This is a genomic window from Cupriavidus sp. 86D6, from assembly GCF_057815095.1.
The window spans coordinates 117,847-134,952 of the sequence record NZ_JBYPSB010000009.1; the positions used below are offsets into that span (position 1 = coordinate 117,847).

13 protein-coding genes and 1 pseudogene are annotated in these 17,106 nt (G+C 68.0%); 11 read left to right on the forward strand and 3 right to left on the reverse strand.

The features are described 5' to 3' along the window. Positions 1-56 precede the first annotated feature (56 nt). The 5 genes from AC3G88_RS20085 (at position 57) to AC3G88_RS20105 (ending at position 6,516) form a co-directional block, all read left to right on the forward strand. Positions 57-2,066, forward strand: a complete 2,010-nt coding sequence (locus AC3G88_RS20085; RefSeq protein ID WP_488773238.1) for a sigma-54-dependent Fis family transcriptional regulator — start codon at positions 57-59, stop codon at positions 2,064-2,066. Positions 2,067-2,259: 193 nt separating this feature from the next. Next, positions 2,260-3,303: an ATP-NAD kinase family protein gene (locus tag AC3G88_RS20090; protein ID WP_488773237.1), complete on the forward strand. Its 1,044-nt coding sequence runs from the start codon at positions 2,260-2,262 to the stop codon at positions 3,301-3,303. Positions 3,304-3,360: 57 nt separating this feature from the next. Further along, the gene (locus AC3G88_RS20095) at positions 3,361-4,359 is read left to right on the forward strand and encodes a thiamine pyrophosphate-dependent dehydrogenase E1 component subunit alpha (RefSeq protein ID WP_488773236.1); all 999 of its coding nucleotides are present in this window, start codon (positions 3,361-3,363) and stop codon (positions 4,357-4,359) included. A gap of 28 nt (positions 4,360-4,387) precedes the next feature. Continuing rightward, positions 4,388-5,404 (forward strand): alpha-ketoacid dehydrogenase subunit beta, encoded by a 1,017-nt coding sequence (locus AC3G88_RS20100; RefSeq protein ID WP_153947901.1) that lies wholly within the window; start codon positions 4,388-4,390, stop codon positions 5,402-5,404. After that, the gene (locus tag AC3G88_RS20105) at positions 5,404-6,516 is read left to right on the forward strand and encodes an acetoin dehydrogenase dihydrolipoyllysine-residue acetyltransferase subunit (RefSeq protein ID WP_488773235.1); all 1,113 of its coding nucleotides are present in this window, start codon (positions 5,404-5,406) and stop codon (positions 6,514-6,516) included. Before AC3G88_RS20100 ends, AC3G88_RS20105 begins: the two co-directional genes overlap by 1 nt. Positions 6,517-6,708: 192 nt before the next feature. Here AC3G88_RS20105 and AC3G88_RS20110 read toward each other — a convergent pair whose 3' ends face one another. Next, entirely contained in the window at positions 6,709-7,467 is a 759-nt protein-coding gene (locus AC3G88_RS20110; RefSeq protein ID WP_488773234.1) for an SDR family oxidoreductase, read from the reverse strand. A gap of 169 nt (positions 7,468-7,636) precedes the next feature. On the opposite strand from AC3G88_RS20110, the gene AC3G88_RS20115 reads away from it, so the two are divergent. Next, positions 7,637-8,536 (forward strand): LysR family transcriptional regulator, encoded by a 900-nt coding sequence (locus tag AC3G88_RS20115; protein ID WP_488773233.1) that lies wholly within the window; start codon positions 7,637-7,639, stop codon positions 8,534-8,536. Positions 8,537-8,558: 22 nt separating this feature from the next. Here the strand turns inward: AC3G88_RS20115 and AC3G88_RS20120 are convergent, their stop codons facing one another. Beyond that, positions 8,559-9,674, reverse strand: a complete 1,116-nt coding sequence (locus tag AC3G88_RS20120; RefSeq protein WP_488773232.1) for an NAD(P)H-dependent flavin oxidoreductase — start codon at positions 9,672-9,674, stop codon at positions 8,559-8,561. Between the two features lie 14 nt (positions 9,675-9,688). Next, on the reverse strand, positions 9,689-10,585 hold the full coding sequence (locus tag AC3G88_RS20125; RefSeq protein ID WP_488773332.1) for a LysR substrate-binding domain-containing protein: 897 nt from the start codon (positions 10,583-10,585) through the stop codon (positions 9,689-9,691). Between the two features lie 157 nt (positions 10,586-10,742). Here AC3G88_RS20125 and AC3G88_RS20130 point away from each other — a divergent pair. From AC3G88_RS20130 to AC3G88_RS20150, 5 genes and pseudogenes are all read left to right on the forward strand, one after another. Then, a pseudogene (locus tag AC3G88_RS20130) lies at positions 10,743-11,155 on the forward strand (DUF1801 domain-containing protein). Positions 11,156-11,313: 158 nt separating this feature from the next. After that, positions 11,314-14,466, forward strand: coding sequence for a response regulator (locus AC3G88_RS20135; protein WP_488773230.1), 3,153 nt, complete (start codon positions 11,314-11,316; stop codon positions 14,464-14,466). Next, positions 14,448-15,338, forward strand: coding sequence for a CheR family methyltransferase (locus AC3G88_RS20140; RefSeq protein ID WP_488773229.1), 891 nt, complete (start codon positions 14,448-14,450; stop codon positions 15,336-15,338). The genes AC3G88_RS20135 and AC3G88_RS20140 overlap by 19 nt, the downstream gene beginning before the upstream one ends. Before the next feature lie 9 nt (positions 15,339-15,347). After that, positions 15,348-15,944: a chemotaxis protein CheB gene (locus AC3G88_RS20145; RefSeq protein ID WP_153947886.1), complete on the forward strand. Its 597-nt coding sequence runs from the start codon at positions 15,348-15,350 to the stop codon at positions 15,942-15,944. An 8-nt stretch (positions 15,945-15,952) separates the two neighbouring features. Next, positions 15,953-17,095: a hybrid sensor histidine kinase/response regulator gene (locus tag AC3G88_RS20150; protein ID WP_488773228.1), complete on the forward strand. Its 1,143-nt coding sequence runs from the start codon at positions 15,953-15,955 to the stop codon at positions 17,093-17,095. Positions 17,096-17,106: the final 11 nt, after the last annotated feature.

A 17,106-nucleotide genomic window follows, 5' to 3' on the forward strand; every position in this document is an offset into this window, starting at 1 on the left:
TTTGCGCCGGCAGGGCGGTGGGATACAGTACCCCGCAGACCGATAAGGAGACAGCGATGGACCTGCGGCAACGCGAGCACATCGAAACCGTGGTGCATGCCACCACCTGGCTGCCCCTGCCTGCCGAATCCGCCGCGCCAATCGGGCACGACGCGATGATCCAGAACTCGTGGCGGCGCTGCGTCCATCAGTACGGCCTGGACCCGTCACGCATGCAAGAGGCGCGGATCGTGGAGCCGTCGTGCCTGCGCGAGCACCAGCAGCGGATCGACGACTTCGCACGCATCGCCCGGCACGGGCTGGAATCGCTATATGGTCACGTCGCCGGCCTTGGGTATGTGGTGCTCCTGACCGATGCCCAGGGGGTGACCGTCGACTATATCGGCGATGCCAATACCGACGCCGCGCTGCGTCACGCGGGCCTCTACCTGGGGTCGGAATGGAGCGAAGCCGGCGCGGGCACCTGTGCCGTCGGAACGGCGTTGGTCACGGGCGAGGCGCTGACCGTCCATCAGGCCGATCACTTCGATGCCACGCATATCCCGCTGACCTGTACCGCCGCGCCGCTGTTCGACACGCAGGGCCGGCTCAACGCGATTCTGGACATCTCGGCGCTGACGTCGCCCGAGGCCAAGGCCAGCCAGGGCCTGGCGCTGCAGATGGTGCGCATCTACGCCGCCCATATCGAAAACGCCAACTTCCTGCGCGTCCATCACCGGGACTGGATCCTGAAGCTCAATGTCGCGCCGGAGTTCGTCGATGTCAGCCCCGAATACCTGCTGGCGCTCGACGCCGCAGGCCGCATTGTCGGCTGCAACAACCGCGCCAGACGCATGCTGGAGGGCGAAAGCCCCGGCACGCCCGTGCTGGGGCAGTCGTTCGAGGCGCTGTTCGATGCCCGGATCGACGATCTGGGGCGCTTTGTCTATTCCCGGCCCAGCGAACAGCGGCTGGTGGCATTGCACCGTAGCGGCGGCCTGCTGTACCTGAGCGTGATGCCGCCCGCGCTGCGCTGGCAGTCGCGACCTGATGCGCAACCCGTGGCGGCACTGCCGGCCGCGCTGGCGGCCCTGAGCGGCGGCGACTCTGCCATGCAACAGCAGCTGCAACGCGCGGCACGGCTGGTCGATGCGCGCATCCACCTGCTGATTCACGGCGAGACCGGCAGCGGCAAGGAATACTTCGCCAAGGCGCTGCACCAGGCCAGCGCGCGTCGGGCCCAGCCATTCGTGGCGTTCAATTGCGCGGCGATTCCCGAAACGCTGATCGAAAGCGAACTGTTCGGCCACCTGCCCAACAGCTTTTCCGGGGCCGGGGCGCGCGGCAAGCGCGGCCTGATCCAGGAGGCCGATGGCGGCACGCTGTTCCTCGACGAGATTGGCGACATGCCGCGCGACCTGCAATCGCGGCTGCTGCGCGTGCTGGCCGAAGGCGAGGTCCTGCCCATCGGCGCCACGCGGCCGGTGCCCGTCAATGTGCGCGTGATCTCGGCCACGCACCACCGGCTGGACCAACTGGTGGAAACCGGCCAGTTCCGCGAGGATCTCTATTACCGCCTGAACGGCGCGCGCTTCGAGCTGCCCCCGCTGCGCGAGCGGCAGGACCTGGACTGGCTGATCGACAAGATGCTGGCCGGCGGCGATGCCGGGCAGCGGGCCGCGCCAGGGCCGCGCAATCCGCGAACCGTGACGCTGGCCGACACCGCGCGCCAGCGGCTGCATGCCCACCGCTGGCCCGGCAATCTGCGCGAGCTGCGCAATGTCATCGAATACGCCTGCGCGATCTGCCACGGTGGCGTGGTCACGCCCGATGACCTGCCCGACGGATTCGGTGCCAGCGCCCCGGCAGGCGCCGCGTTGCGTTCGGCCGATGCGGAAGCCGAGGCCCGGGCGGTGCCGCCCGAAGCTACACCCGAGGCCATGCTGCTGATGCAGTACCTGCGCGCGTCGGGCTGGAACCTGAGCGCGGTGGCGCGGCAGATCGGCATCAGCCGCATGACGCTATACCGGCGCATGGAGCGGTACGGCATCGCGTCGCCCAACCGGCGCGATGGCAGCCAGCCGTGACGACTGTCCAGCCCAGGACACCTGTACTGTGACACCTGTCACACCCTGACCCGGCGCAATGGCGTGCGGCCTCCGGGTTATCCCGTGGGGCCGCACACCATTTCCCGCGATTTCCGCCCCTGGCATCGCCGCCAAGTCCCTGGCACACCCATTGCAAAGACCCTGTCACGACAAGAGCGACAGGAGACAGGACATGGGCGTACCGCTGGTCGGCATCATCGCCAATCCCGTATCGGCGCGCGATATCCGCCGCGTGATCGCCAACGCCAACAGCCTTCAGCTGGCCGACCGCGTCAATATCGTGCTGCGCCTGCTGGCCGCGCTGGCGGCCAGCGGCATCGACCGCGTGATGATGATGCCGGACCGCGAGGGCCTGCGCGTCATGCTGAACCGGCACCTGACGCGCCACCAGGGGCCCGATGCCCGCCTGCCGGCGGTGGACTTCATCGACATGCCGGTGACCGCGCGCGTCGACGATACGCTGCACGCCGCCCGTCATATGGCCGAAGCCGGCGTGTCCGTGATCATCGTGCTGGGTGGCGACGGTACGCACCGCGCCGTGGTGCGCGAATGCGGCGCAGTGCCGATTGCCGGGCTTTCCACCGGCACCAACAACGCCTTCCCCGAAATGCGCGAGCCGACCATCACCGGGCTGGCCGCGGGGCTGTACGCCACCGGGCAGATTCCCGCGGGCCGCGCGCTGGCGTCGAACAAGCGGCTCGATATCGTGATTCGCGATGCCGATGGCGGCTTCCGGCGCGATATTGCCCTGGTCGATGCCGTGATCGCGCACGAGCAGTTCATCGGCGCCCGTGCGCTCTGGCGGGCCGACACGCTGGCCGCCGTCTACGTGGCCTATGCCGATCCGCAGGCAATTGGCCTGTCGGCCATCGCCGGGCTGCTGGAGCCGATTGGGCGGCGTGAGCCGGGCGGCCTGGCCATCGAGCTGGCACCGGCCGGCGAGGGCGCCTTCGATCTGCTGGCGCCGATTGCGCCGGGCCTGCTCTGCACCGTGCCGATTGCCGGCTGGCACCGCATTGCGCACGCGCGGCCGCACCGTGTGCGCCAGCGCGCCGGCATCGTCGCGCTGGACGGCGAACGCGAGCTGGCGTTCGGGCCGCACGACGAGGTAACCGTCACGTTGCACGACCACGCGTTCCGCAGCATCGACGTGGCGGCCTGCATGCGCTACGCCGCGTGCGAGCAGCTGATGCGCAGCGTGCCGGCGCTGACCTGAGCCGGCCCCCCTTCATCCCACCATCACAAGGCAGTACCACCACCAAAGGAGACGACCATGAGCGCCAGCACTTCGCAGTCAGCGCAGCTGCCCCTCGACAAGGAGACATTGCTGACCGTGTACCGCAAGATGCGGACGATCCGCGATTTCGAGGAACGCCTGCATGTGGATTTCGGCCGGGGGGATATTCCCGGCTTCGTGCACCTCTACGCCGGCGAGGAGGCGGCGGGCGTGGGCATTCTTCACCATCTGCACGATGGCGACCGCATCGCCAGTACGCACCGGGGCCACGGCCACTGCATCGCCAAGGGGGTGGACCCGGTGGCGATGATGAAGGAGATCTACGGCAAGAAGGGCGGTTCGTGCAACGGCAAGGGCGGGTCGATGCATATCGCCGACCTGTCCAAGGGGATGATGGGCGCCAACGGCATCCTGGGCGCTGGCGCACCGCTGGTCTGCGGCGCGGCGCTGGCGGCCAAGTTTCGCGGCAAGGGCGAGGTCGGCATCACGTTCTGCGGCGACGGGGCGTCGAACCAGGGCACTTTCCTGGAAAGCCTGAACCTGGCGGCGGTGTGGAACCTGCCGGTGATCTTCGTCATCGAGAACAACGGCTACGCGGAATCGACGTCGCGCGACTATGGCACGGCCGTCGACAGCTATGTCGATCGCGCGGCCGGCTTCGGCATTCCGGGCGTGACCGTGGACGGCACCGACTTCTTTGCCGTGCACGAGGCGGCCGGCGAGGTCATCCGGCGTGCGCGCGAAGGGGGCGGCCCGTCGCTGCTGGAATGCAAGATGGTCCGCTTCTACGGTCACTTCGAGGGCGACGCCCAGACCTATCGCGGCGCGGGCGAGCTGGACGATATCCGGGCCAACAAGGACTGCCTGAAGCTGTTCACGCGGGCCGTGACCCAGGCCGGCGTGGTGACGCGCGACGAGTTCGATGCCATCGACCGCGAGGTGGCCGCGCTGATCGACCACGCCGTGCAGGAGGCCAAGGCGGCGCCGCTGCCGGGGCCCGAAGACCTGCTGACCGATGTCTACGTGAGCTACTAAGCCATTCCAAAACAAAGGAGACAGCATCATGGCCCGCAAACTCAGTATGAAGCTGGCGATCAACGAGGCGATCGACCAGGAAATGACCCGCGATCCGAGTGTGATCATGCTCGGCGAGGATATTGTCGGCGGCGCAGGGGCCGACGGCGAGAAAGACGCCTGGGGCGGTGTGCTCGGCGTGACCAAGGGGCTCTATGCCAGGCACGGCGACCGCCTGCTTGACACGCCGCTGTCCGAATCGGCCTACGTGGGCGCCGCCATCGGCGCCGCTGCCTGTGGCATGCGCCCGATCGCCGAGCTGATGTTCATCGACTTCATGGGCGTCTGCTTCGACCAGATCTTCAACCAGGCCGCCAAGTTCCGCTACATGTTCGGCGGCAAGGCCGAAACGCCGGTGGTGATCCGCGCCATGGTCGGCGCCGGTTTCCGCGCGGCCGCGCAGCACAGCCAGATGCTGACGCCGATCTTCACGCATATCCCGGGGCTGAAGGTGGTGTGCCCTTCCACGCCGTACGACACCAAGGGCTTGCTGATCCAGGCCATCCGCGACAACGACCCCGTGATCTTCTGCGAGCACAAGAACCTGTACGGGCTGGAGGGCGACGTGCCCGAGGGCGCCTACGCGATCCCGTTCGGCGAGGCCAATATCGCGCGCGACGGCAAGGACGTGACCATCGTCAGCTATGGCCTGATGGTGCATCGCGCGCTGGAGGCGGCGGCCACGCTGGCCAGGGACGGCATCGAGGCCGAAGTGATCGACCTGCGCACGCTGTCGCCGCTGGACATGGACACCGTGCTCGAATCGGTGGAAAACACCGGCCGCCTGGTGGTGGTGGACGAAGCCAGCCCGCGCTGCAATATCGCCACCGACATCGCCGCCCAGACCGTGCAGCAGGCGTTTGGCGCGCTCAAGGCCGGCATCGAGATGGTCTGCCCGCCGCATACGCCGGTGCCGTTCTCGCCGACGCTCGAAGACCTGTATATCCCCAGCGCAGCCCGCATCGTGGAAGCCGCGCGCAAGACCATGAAGGGAGGCAAGCACTGATGGCCGCAGCAATCACCCCGATCGTGATGCCCAAGTGGGGCCTGTCGATGAAGGAAGGCACCATCAATGCCTGGCTGGTCGACACCGGCGCAGAGATTACCGTGGGCATGCCGATCCTCGATGTGGAAACCGACAAGATCGCCAACGCCGTGGAAGCCCCCGACGCCGGCACGCTGCGGCGCAAGGTGGCCGAGGCGGGCGACGTGCTGCCTGTGAAGGCGCTGCTTGGCGTACTCGCACCCGATGAGGTCAGCGATGCGGAAATCGACGCGTATGTCGCCAGCTACGAGACGCCGGCCGACGACGAAGATGAAGACGAAGCCGGCCCCGCCTATCAGTTCGTGGAGGTCGACGGCCTGCGCGTCCGCTACGCCCGCAGGGGCCACGGCGCGGAGGCGGTGCTCTTCCTCCACGGCTTTGGCGGAGATCTGGACAACTGGCTGTTCAACCTCGATCCGCTGGCGGACACGTACACCGTGGTGGCGCTGGATCTCCCGGGGCACGGACAGACCACGCCCCGCCTGGCTGGCACGACGCTGGCGGAGATGGCCGGCTTCGTGACCCGCTTTCTTGACGCGCTGGACATCGGCCAGGCGCACCTGGTGGGCCATTCGATGGGCGGCGGCATTGCCGCGCAACTGGCCGTGGACGCCCCGCACCGCGTGCTGTCCGTCGCGCTGGTGTCCCCGGTGGGCTTTGGCGACGAGATCAACAACGGCTACACGGAAGGCTTTGTCAACGCGCAGTCGCGCCGCGACCTGAAGCCGGTCATCGAACTGCTGTTCGCCAACCCCGATCTGGTCAGCCGGCAGATGCTGGACGACCTGCTGCGGTACAAGCGGCTTGACGGCGTGCCCGAGGCACTGGCGGCACTGGGCGCCAGCCTGTTCGCCGATGGCCGCCAGCGCGAGCAACCGGGCCGGCGCCTGGCCGAGGCGGGCAAACGCACGCTGGTGATCTGGGGCGCCCGGGACCAGGTCGTCCCGCCCGCCCACGCGGAAAACGCCCCGGCTGGCGCCACCGTGACGGTGTTCGACGATGCCGGCCACATGAGCCAGATGGAAAAGGCCGGCGAGGTGAACGGGCTGCTGAGAGGGCACCTGGCGGGGTAGGGCGGGGCGGACAACAGCTGGCTTCGCCAGAGATGGTCGCCCCTCTCCCATTTATGGGAGAGGGGCGGGGGAGAGGGCGAGCCTCTCGGGATGCGAGGGTCTCGATTTGGACCGCCGCGCCCTCTCCTCCGACCCCTCTCCCGCGCTGCGGGAGAGGGGAGCAAACCGACAGCAACAACCCGCAGACCGACCTCAAATCACCCCCCCATTGACCCGCAGCGTCTGCCCGTTGACCCACGCCCCGTCTGCACCGGCAAAGAACGCCACGGCGTTGGCGATATCCTCCGGCGTGCCCAGGCGTTCGAGCGGCGCCATCCTTGCCATGCGGTCGATCAGTTCCGGCGACTTGCCGTCGAGGAACAGCTCGGTGGCGGTCGGCCCCGGGGCTACGGAATTGACGGTGATATTGCGGCCGCGCACCTCCTTCATCAGCACGGCGGTCAGGGCTTCCACGGCCGCTTTCGAGGCCGCGTAGACGCCGTAGGTTGGCATCAGCAGGCCCACCAGGCTGGACGACAGATTGATGACACGGCCGCCGTCGCGCAGGCGCCGTGCCGCCTCGCGCAACGTGTTGAACGTGCCCTTTACGTTGATATGCATGACGCTGTCGAACAGCGCGTCGTCGGTCTCGGCCAGCGTGGCGAGCTTCATGATGCCGGCGTTGTTGACCAGCACATCGACGCCACCAAACGCCGCCTCGGCTGCGGCGAACATGCGGGCCACGGCAGCCGGGTCACTGACGTCGGCCTGATGGGTGAGGGCGCGGCCGCCGGCGGCCTCGATGTCCGCGGCCACGGCTTCGGCTTCGCGGGCACTGCCGGCGTAGTTGACGACAATCGTGAGGCCGTCGGCCGCCAGGCGTCGGGCGATGGCGGCGCCGATGCCGCGCGAGGCACCTGTCACGATGGCGACGCGAGTCGGCTGGGAGGGGGTTGAAAGGGCGGCGGTCATGGCTGGGCTCCGGTCGGTCATGGGTGGTGGGCAACCGCGTCTGGCTGCGGTGTCACTGCACTATGCGCGAGAGTCTGGTTTGGATAATCGGTCTAGAATTGCCAGCACTTGTTCTGTCGTGGAAACAATGTGTTCATAAGCGTATTAAAAGGCACAAAAAGGGGCGCGGATGGACCGATTCGACGCAATGCGGCTTTACACACGGGTGGTGGAGCGCCGCAGTTTCACGCTGGCTGCCAGCGACATGGAGGTGCCCCGTTCCACGGTGACCAAGGTGATCGCCGACCTGGAAAAGCGCCTGGGCGTGCGGCTGCTACAGCGCACCACGCGCGTGGTGCGGCCCACGCTGGACGGCGAGGCGTATTACCGCCGATGCCTGCGCATCCTTGACGACATCGAGGACGCCGAGGGCGGCTTCAGCGGCGCCGAGCCGCGCGGCATGCTGCGGATCGAGGTCCAGGGCACGCTGGCTCGCCATTTCCTGATGCCCGGCTTTCCGGATTTCCTGAGCCGCTACCCCGACCTGCAGATCACGATGAGCGAAGGTGACCGCTGGGTCGACCTGGTGCAGGAGGGCGTGGACTGCGTGCTGCGCTACGGCAGGCTGCCCGACAGCGAACTGGTGGCCCGCCAGGTGGCCATGCTGGATCGTTTGACCTGCGCCACGCCCGCCTACCTGGAACGCTTCGGCACGCCGTCCGATCTCGCATCGCTGGCGGGCCACCGGATGGTGGGTATCCGCCAGATGAGCACGGGCAATGTCACGCCGCTGGAGTTCGAGGTTGGCGACGACCTGAAGCGCCTGTCGCTGCCGTGCCCGCTGGCCGTCACCGGCACCGAGAGCTATCTGGCCGGTATCGAACTGGGCCTTGGCATCGCCCAGGTGCCGCGCTTCCATATCGTCGAGCAGCTCCGGCGCGGCTCGCTGGTGGAGATCCTGCGCGACACGCCGCCGCCGTCGCAGCCCGTGTCGCTGCTCTATCCGCGCTCGCGCCAGCTATCGCCCCGTGTGCGGGCGTTCCTGGACTGGGCGGCGGGGGAGTTTGCGCGGAGCCGGTTGCTGGCCTGAACGTTCCGCAGCGCACGCATGCTCAGCCCAACACCGCCCGCACGCTGCTCAACTGATCCAATGTCTCGCGCAGTTCGCGCTCCAGCACGGCGACCAGCTCGGCCGAGGGCATCGAGCGCGCCAGCGGCACGGCCTGGCCGGCCCATTGGGCGGCAAATTCGCTGACGCCCTTGGCCTTTGCCGCCGCGTGCAGCGCCTTGCCGGCGTCGTACGTCACGGGATAGTCGGGGATTGCCGGGGCGCCCGCGGCGGTGCCCAGGCGCGTGAAGCGGCTGGTGAAGCCGCGTGCCGCGCGGCCCGAGATGGCGCGGGTCAGCGTGGTCGGGCGGGTTTCGTCGGCGGTCAGCGCGGCGCGGTAGGCGGCATCGGCGGCCGATTCACTGGTGGCGACAAACGCCGTGCCAAGCTGCGCCGCGGCGGCGCCCAGCGCCAGCACGGCCGCGATGCCGGCGCCGTCCATGATGCCGCCAGCCGCGACGACGGGCAGGTTCGTGCGGGCCACCAGCACGCGGGTCAGCGCGAACGTGCCAAGCCCTTCGTCCTCGGCCTCGGTATCGAAGGCGCCGCGATGGCCGCCGGCCTCGAAGCCCTGCGCGACAATGGCGTCGATACCGGCCGCCTGGATCTGCCGCGCTTCCTGCAGCGACGTGGCGCTGGCCAGCAGCACGATGCCGGCCGCCTTCAGCGCATCGATCCATGCCTGCGCGGGCAGGCCGAAATGGAAGCTCACCACGGCCGGCTTCTCTTCCAGCAGCATCTGGTACATCGCGTCATCGACCACAAAGCTCTTGTAGATCTCGCGCAGCGCGCCGGGCGGCGTGGCGCCGAATTCGGCAAAGGCAGAGCCCAGGTATTTCAGCCAGGCCGATTCGCGCTCGGCGTCGGGCTTGGCCGGCACATGGCAGAACACGTTGATGTTGAAGGGCTTCGATGTCAGCGCGCGGGTTTCGCGAATCACCTTGCGTGCGCCCTCGGCGTCCATGGCGCCCACGCCAAGCGAGCCCAGGCCGCCGGCTTCGGACACGGCCGCCGCCATGGCCGGAGTGCTGACGCCCGCCATCGGCGCCTGAATGATGGGCAGGCGGATGCCCAGGCGCGACAACAGGTTGCGGGACGGGTTCTGACGATTGGCTTCCATGGCGGCGTTCCTTGTCATGCGGGCTGGCTACGGCGCAGTTCCTGCTCGAATGCGGCGTAGGCGGAGGTGGTGAAAGCGGCGCGGCGAATCAGGTACGTATGCACCTTGCGGACCGGCACGGTCTGCAGGGCCCCCGTATTGGCCTGCATCGCCAGCAGCGAGCGCGGCACGATGGCCACGGCGGAGCCTGCCGTGACCTGCGCCAGGATGGCGTGGTACGAGGGGAGTTCGATAACGGTGAGATGGCGGCGCACATCGTCGCCAGCCTGTTCGAGCCAGTCCTCGGCGCACCGGCGATAGGTACAGCCGCGCGAGAACGCGGCCAGCTGGCGCAGCGTCACGTCTTCGGGGCGCCGCACCTTTGGATGGGTCGCCGGCAGCACCAGCACCAGGTCCTCGGTGGTCAGGAACACCCCTTCCAGGCCCGCGCCCATTTCCGATAGGTCGATGTCCCCGGGATTGCCCGTGCCGGGGTGCGCCACGATGGCGCAGTCCAGCCGGCGTTCCAGCACCCCGTCCGCCAGCGCCTGCGAGGTGCCCGTGCTCAGATCCAGTTCGACGTCGGGCCAGGCGGCGTGGAAGCGGCCCAGCGGCCGGGGCAGCAGCGTGGCCGCGGTGCTTTCCATCGACCCCACGCGCAGGCGGCCGCTCGGCGCATCGGCGCGCATGGACTGCCGTGCCTCTTCGGCCAGCGCCAGCAGCTGGTCTGCATAGCCCAGCAGGCGCTGTCCGGCCGGGGTCAGGATCATCTGCTTGTTCGCGCGCTGGAACAGGTCCACGCCGAGGCTTTCCTCCAGCTGCTTCACGCGTGTCGTCACGTTCGACTGCACGCGGTCCAGCGATTTGGCGGCCCGGGTGACGCTCTGTTCGCGCGCTACCGCCCGGAAAATCTCGAGTTCTGCCAGTTCCACACTGTGCGACGACACAATTGTGTCGTTCTCCGTTAGAGAATGAAAGTCTAGTTAGTATTGTGACTGGAGAATGCGTTGTCAAGCGGACGGCGCTGTCCGATTCCGTCATGGTGTGATTTATAGTGATGTATCAACCATTCACCGGGAGACAGCAGCAATGAAGAAGGCAGAACCGCAGGCCGGCGTACCGGCCGCCGAGCTGATCGATGCCAGGATTGCGGAGCTTGGCGCTGGCGCGGCGAGATGCTGGCGCAATTGCGGGCCATCGTCCGGGAAGCCGATCCCGACGGGATCGAGGAGTGGAAATGGAGCGTGCCGGTGTGGTCGCACGACGGCATCCTCTGCACGGGCGAGGTCTACAAGGCCACCGTGAAAATGACGTTCGCCAAGGGCGCGTCGCTGGACGATCCCAAGGGGCTGTTCAATTCGAGCCTGGACGGCAACGTGCGCCGAGCGATCGACTTCCGCGAGGGCGACACCATCAACAAAACCGCCCTGAAGGCCCTGATCCGCGCGGCGGTGGCGCTGAACCAGGCCGCGGCCAAGCCGAAAGCCAGGTCCAGGGCCTGACGCGGCAAGGCCTGGGGCGGCCCGCCCCGGCCGATGTCGGCGTGACACCGACAGCCATTTCCGTTGGCGCGGGGTAGCATAAGTCGCTTCGGCTGGTTGTTGCGCGCCATGCGGTCGTTGGCGCGTGCACAGCCGCGATTTCCTTCTATCCCGCCGGTATGCAACCGTCTTCCCTGCAACGCTTCCTGTTCGGCGCGATCCTTGTTCCGGTCTCGATGGCCGTGGTGTTCGGCATGGATGCGTTCACCCCGCTTGGGGTGGCGGCGTGGCTGTTCTACCTGGTGCCGGTCTGCCTGACCCTGTACGGCAATGACCCGAGGCTGCCGCTGATCGTCGCCGCCGTGGGCACGGTGCTGATCGGCATCGGCTACGCGGTGTCGCCTGCCAGCAGCATCCGGCCGATCTATGCCATCGCGAACCGCGGCGCGGGCGTGGTCGTGCTGTGGTTTCTGGCGGGGGTGGTGTATCGCTACATCCTGTCCCAGGCGGCCATGCAGCGCGTGGCGTGGCTGCAGCAGACGCAGGTGCGGGTGCACCAGGCGGTGCGCAATCCGCAGTCGGCGGGCAATGTGGCCGATGCGCTGGTGCGCGTGCTGGCGCAGGCCTTCCAGGCGCACGTGGGCGTGGTGTACCAGGTGGATGGCGACCAGATGCGCCGCGTGGCCACCTGGGCGCTGGCCAATGCCGACGAGCTGCCCCAGACGCTGACGGCGGGGCAGACGCTGGCCGGCCAGGCGGCGGCGGAAAACCGCGTGATCGCGGTGGGCGGCCTGCCGGCCGACTATCTGCAGGTGTCCTCGGCCCTGGGCCGGACGACGCCCAACGAGATCGTGGCGGCGCCGCTGACGGCCGAAGGCGACGTGGTGGGCGTGGTGGAACTGGGCTTTGTCGCCATGCAGCGCGATACGGCCGACATCGTGGAACTGCTGGAACGCATTGGCGACCCGATCGGCATGACCCTGCGTGCGGCCGCCTACCGGGGCCGCCTGGAAAAGCTGCTCGGCGAAACCCAGCGCCAGAGCGAGGAACTGCAGGTCCAGCAGGAAGAACTGCGCGTATCGAACGAGGAACTGGAAGAGCGCGGCCGCGCGCTGATGGATTCGCAGGCGCGGCTCGAGGCCCAGCAGGCGGAGCTGGAACAGACCAACGTCCAGCTGGAAGAACACGCGCAACGGCTGGAAGGCCAGAAGCGGGAGATGCTGGCCTTCCAGGCCGAACTGGCCGCCAACGCCCGGGCGCTGGAGCGGTCCAACCAGTACAAGAGCGAATTCCTGGCCAATATGTCGCACGAACTGCGCACGCCGCTCAACAGTGCGCTGATCCTGGCCAAGCTGCTGCAGGAGAACAAGGAAGGCACGCTGACCGCCGAGCAGGTGCGCTATGCATCCACCATCCACGCGGCCAACACCGACCTGCTGAACCTGATCAACGATATCCTCGACCTGTCCAAGATCGAGGCCGGCCATTTGGTGATCGAGCATGAAACGGTCGAACTGAAGGCGCTGACCGAGGCGCTGCAGGGCATGTTCGGGCCGATCGCCGAGCAGAAGGGCGTGCCGTTCCGCGTCGAATTCCTGCCCGGCGTGCCCGATGCCATCGTGTCCGACAACCAGCGTCTGCAGCAGGTGCTGAAGAACCTGCTGTCGAATGCGTTCAAGTTCACGGAATCGGGCGCGGTCACGCTGGCGCTGGCCGCGCACGGTGACGACGCGGTGCGCTTCGAGGTGCGCGACACCGGCATCGGCATTCCGAAAGACAAGCAGCAGGTCATTTTCGAGGCGTTCCAGCAGGCCGACGGCACCACCAGCCGCCGCTATGGCGGCACGGGCCTGGGCCTGTCGATCTCGCGCGAGCTGGGCCGCCTGCTGGGCGGCGTGATCTCGGTGGCCAGCGAACCGGGCCAGGGCAGCGTGTTTGCATTGACCGTGCCGCGCCTGCTCGGCGCAGACTCCGCCACGCAGGCTGGCCTGATGACGCAGCCGGCCAGCGCGCCGGCACCGCTGGTGATGGCCCCGCCATCGCGCGCGGTGCCGCCTGCCCCGGCGCCTGCGCAAGAGCCCATGGAGCGCGTGCAGCCGGGCTATCCGGCACCGATTCCCGACGACCGCGACCATCGCACGCGCGGCAACCGGCTGATCCTGGTGGTCGAGGACGATATCGATTTCGCCGGCATTCTCTACGACCTGGCCCACGAGCTCGATTTCGACTGCATCCACGCCACCACGTCGGCGCAGGGCCTCGAACTGGCGCGCCAGCACCAGCCGTGCGGCATCCTGCTGGACGTGGCGCTGCCCGACCAGTCGGGGCTGACGCTGCTCGACTGGCTCAAGCGCGACCCCGCCACGCGGCATATCCCGACGCATCTGGTATCGGTCAGCGATCACGCCGAAGCGGCACTGCACCTGGGCGCGGTGGGCTACACGTTCAAGCCCAGCGAGCGCGACAAGCTGGCGGCGGCGATCCGGGGCCTGGAGGCACGCATGGCGGCGGGCCAGCGCCGGGTGCTGGTGATCGAGGACGACCCGGCGCTGCGCGAGAGCATTCGCGCGCTGCTGAAATCGCTGGAGGCCGAGATCGTGACGACCGACAGCGTGGCAGCGGCCAAGACGGCGCTGGAGGGCACGCCGTTCGACTGTGTGGTGATGGACATGGTATTGCCCGACGGCACCGGCCACGACCTGCTGGCCCATATGGCGCAGCGGGCGCAGGCCAATGCCGGCGCCATGCCGCCCGTGATCATCTATACGGGCCGGCAGCTGTCGGCCGAGGACGAACAGAAGCTGCGCCGGTACTCGAAGTCGATCATCATCAAGGGGGCCCGTTCGCCCGACCGGCTGCTCGACGAAGTGACGCTGTTCCTGCACAGCGTGGAGTCGTCGCTGCCGCCGGAACACCAGCGCATGCTGCGGGCGGCCCGCAACCGCGACGACACGTTCGACGGCCGCAAGCTGCTGCTGGTGGAAGACGACGCGCGCAATATCTTCGCGCTGTCGAAGGTCATCGAACCGCTGGGCGCCACCGTGGAGATCGCCCGCAGCGGGCGCGAGGCCCTTGACCTGCTGAACAGGATGGACGGCATCGACCTGGTGCTGATGGACATCATGATGCCCGAGATGGATGGCATCACGGCCATGCGGCACATCCGCCAGATGCCGCAGTACGCGCGCCTGCCGATCATCGCGCTCACCGCCAAGGCCATGCAGTCCGACCGCGAGGCCTGCCTGCAGGCCGGTGCCAACGACTACATCGCCAAGCCGATCGATGTGGACAAACTGCTTTCGCTGTGTCGCGTATGGCTACACGCAAACTGAAATCCAAGGACGCGGAACCGCTGGCCGACGCCGCGTGGGAAGACGGCACGGTGCTGCTCGACGCCAACTTCGACATCGAGCTGGAGCTGCTGCTGGAGGCCATCTTCCGCAAATACCAGCATGACTTCCGGCGCTATGCGCGGGCGTCGCTACGGCGCCGGCTGGAGCAGGCGTTGCGGGACCTGAACCTGACCACGCTGTCGCAACTGCAGGACCGCATGCTGCGCGATGCCGTGCTGTTCGGCCGGCTGCTGCAGTACCTGACGGTGCAGGTCAGCGAGATGTTCCGCGATCCGTCCTACTTCCGCGCGATTCGCGAGCACGTGGTGCCGGTGCTGCAGACCTATCCGTCGGTCAACGTGTGGGTGGCCGGCTGCAGCAGCGGGGAGGAACTGTGGTCGCTGGCCATCCTGTTCGAGGAAGAGGGCCTGGCGGAGCGCACCGTCTTCTATGCCACCGATATCAACCCCGAGGCCTTGGCCATCGCGCGCGCGGGCGTGTACGACGCCGGCCGGCTGCGCAGCTTCGGCGCCAACTATCTGGCGGCCGGCGGGCGGGCGTCGCTGTCGGACTACTATCACGCCGCCTATGGCAAGGCCAAGTTCAACGGGCAGCTGATCCGCCAGTCGGTGTTTGCGGATCACAGCCTGGCGACCGACAGCGTGTTCCAGGAAGCCCAGCTGATCTCGTGCCGCAATGTGCTGATCTATTTCGACCGGCCGCTGCAGGACCGCGCCATCGGCCTGTTTCGCGATGCGCTGGCGCGGCGCGGGTTCCTGGGGCTGGGCAGCAAGGAAAGCCTGCTGTTCAGCGCCCATGTGCAGGATTTCGAGGCGGTGTCGTCGCGCGAGCGGCTGTACCGCAAGCTCTGAGGCGCCATCATGCAGACCGCGACGCAACCGTGCAGGGGAGTAGTGATCGGTGGCTCGGCCGGCGCGCTGGAGGCACTGAACGCCGTATTGCCGATGCTGCCCGCGCGCTTCATGCCGCCGGTCGTGGTCGTCATGCACCAGCTGGCGTCGAGCCCGAGCCTGCTGCCGGGACTGTTCGCCGTGCGTTGCGCAATGCCCGTGCACGAGGCGGAAGACAAGCTGACGGTCGAGCCGGGCCATCTCTATCTGGCGCCACCGGACTATCACCTGCTGCTGGAACGGGACCCCGACACGCCGGACAGCGTGCGGCTGGCCCTGTCGGTGGCGCCGCCCGTGCGGTTTTCGCGGCCGTCGATCGACGTGCTGTTCGAGTCGGCCGCCGTCGCGTGGCGGGAGGGCGCGCTGGGCGTGCTGCTGTCGGGCGCCAACGACGATGGTGCGCGCGGCCTGGCCGTGATTCGCGCGGCGGGCGGCCGCACCTGGGTGCAGTCGCCGGAATCGGCCATGGTGGAGACCATGCCGCAAGAGGCGATCGCGCGCGGCGCGGCCGACCACATACTGACCCTGGAAGCGATCGGCCACGGGTTGGCCCGCCTGACTGAATGACGCCTACCATGCAAGCTCCCGTGAAGATCCTCGCCGTCGACGACATTGCGGCCAACCTGACCGCGCTGGACGCCGTACTGGCCAAGCCGGGTATAGAGATCGTCCATGCCAATTCCGGCGCGCAGGCGCTGGAACTGCTGCTCGACCACGAATTCGGGCTGGCCATCCTGGACGTGCACATGCCCGAGATGGACGGCTTCGAACTGGCCGAACTGATGCGCGGCAGCAAGCGCACGAGCCAGATCCCGATCCTGTTCCTGACGGCCGCCGGGCATGACAGCCAGCGCGCGTTTCGCGGCTATGCGTCGGGCGCGGTGGATTTCCTGTTCAAGCCCGTGGATGCGCGTGTGCTGTCGGCCAAGGTCGATGTGTTTGTGCAACTGGCCCAGCAAAAGCAGCTACTGGCCGAGCAGCTGGAAACCGCCCAGCAGCTGCTGAAGACCAATGAAATGCTGATGGCCGTGCTGGCGCACGATCTGCGCACGCCGCTATCGGCCATCATCGCCTCGGCGTCGTTCCTGGGCCGCTTCGGGGGCGAGGAAAAGCTGAAGCCGGCCACGGACCGGATTGCCCGCAGCAGCCAGCGCATGGCGCGCATGGTGGACCAGCTGCTGCATGTGGCGCGCCTGCATGGCGGACGGGTCAGCCTGATGCCGCAGGCGGCGGATCTGGGCGCGATCTGCGCAGCCATCGTCGATGAATGCCAGGCGTCGCGCGGCGAGCTGCAGCTGGTGCTGGAGCAACTCGGCGATACCCGGGCCACGATCGATCCCGACCTGATTGCCCAGGTGGTGCAGAACCTGGTGGGCAATGCGCTGCAGCACGGCGATGCCGGCACGCCGGTGACCGTGCGCGTGGACGGCACGGCCCCGGACCGCGTGACGGTGGCGGTGTCCAACGGCGGCACCATCGATGCCCGCGTGCTGCCGCATATCTTCGACGCCTTCCATTCGGGGATGGGCGCGACGGTCGCCGCCACTGGCGGCAGCCATTCCGAAGGGCTGGGGCTCGGGCTCTATATCGCCCGCGAGCTGGCCATGCTGCACGGCGGCACCGTGGTGGCCGAATCGTCGCCCGAGCTTCGCACCACGGTATTTACCGTGACGCTGCCACGGGAATGCTGCCAGGCGCAGCGCGCCATCCAGCCCTGACGCCGCCGGAT

Excerpts from the sequence above, each read along its gene's own strand:
- AC3G88_RS20085 (WP_488773238.1), top strand. The coding sequence starts at position 57 with ATGGACCTGCGGCAACGCGAGCACATCGAAACCGTGGTGCATGCCACC.
- AC3G88_RS20115 (WP_488773233.1), top strand. The coding sequence starts at position 7,637 with ATGGACCGATTCGACGCAATGCGGCTTTACACACGGGTGGTGGAGCGC.
- AC3G88_RS20150 (WP_488773228.1), top strand. The coding sequence starts at position 15,953 with ATGCAAGCTCCCGTGAAGATCCTCGCCGTCGACGACATTGCGGCCAAC.
- AC3G88_RS20090 (WP_488773237.1), top strand. The coding sequence starts at position 2,260 with ATGGGCGTACCGCTGGTCGGCATCATCGCCAATCCCGTATCGGCGCGC.
- AC3G88_RS20120 (WP_488773232.1), bottom strand. The coding sequence starts at position 9,674 with ATGGAAGCCAATCGTCAGAACCCGTCCCGCAACCTGTTGTCGCGCCTG.
- AC3G88_RS20105 (WP_488773235.1), top strand. The coding sequence starts at position 5,404 with ATGGCCGCAGCAATCACCCCGATCGTGATGCCCAAGTGGGGCCTGTCG.
- AC3G88_RS20110 (WP_488773234.1), bottom strand. The coding sequence starts at position 7,467 with ATGACCGCCGCCCTTTCAACCCCCTCCCAGCCGACTCGCGTCGCCATC.
- AC3G88_RS20100 (WP_153947901.1), top strand. The coding sequence starts at position 4,388 with ATGGCCCGCAAACTCAGTATGAAGCTGGCGATCAACGAGGCGATCGAC.
- AC3G88_RS20145 (WP_153947886.1), top strand. The coding sequence starts at position 15,348 with ATGCAGACCGCGACGCAACCGTGCAGGGGAGTAGTGATCGGTGGCTCG.
- AC3G88_RS20140 (WP_488773229.1), top strand. The coding sequence starts at position 14,448 with ATGGCTACACGCAAACTGAAATCCAAGGACGCGGAACCGCTGGCCGAC.
- AC3G88_RS20135 (WP_488773230.1), top strand. The coding sequence starts at position 11,314 with ATGCAACCGTCTTCCCTGCAACGCTTCCTGTTCGGCGCGATCCTTGTT.
- AC3G88_RS20095 (WP_488773236.1), top strand. The coding sequence starts at position 3,361 with ATGAGCGCCAGCACTTCGCAGTCAGCGCAGCTGCCCCTCGACAAGGAG.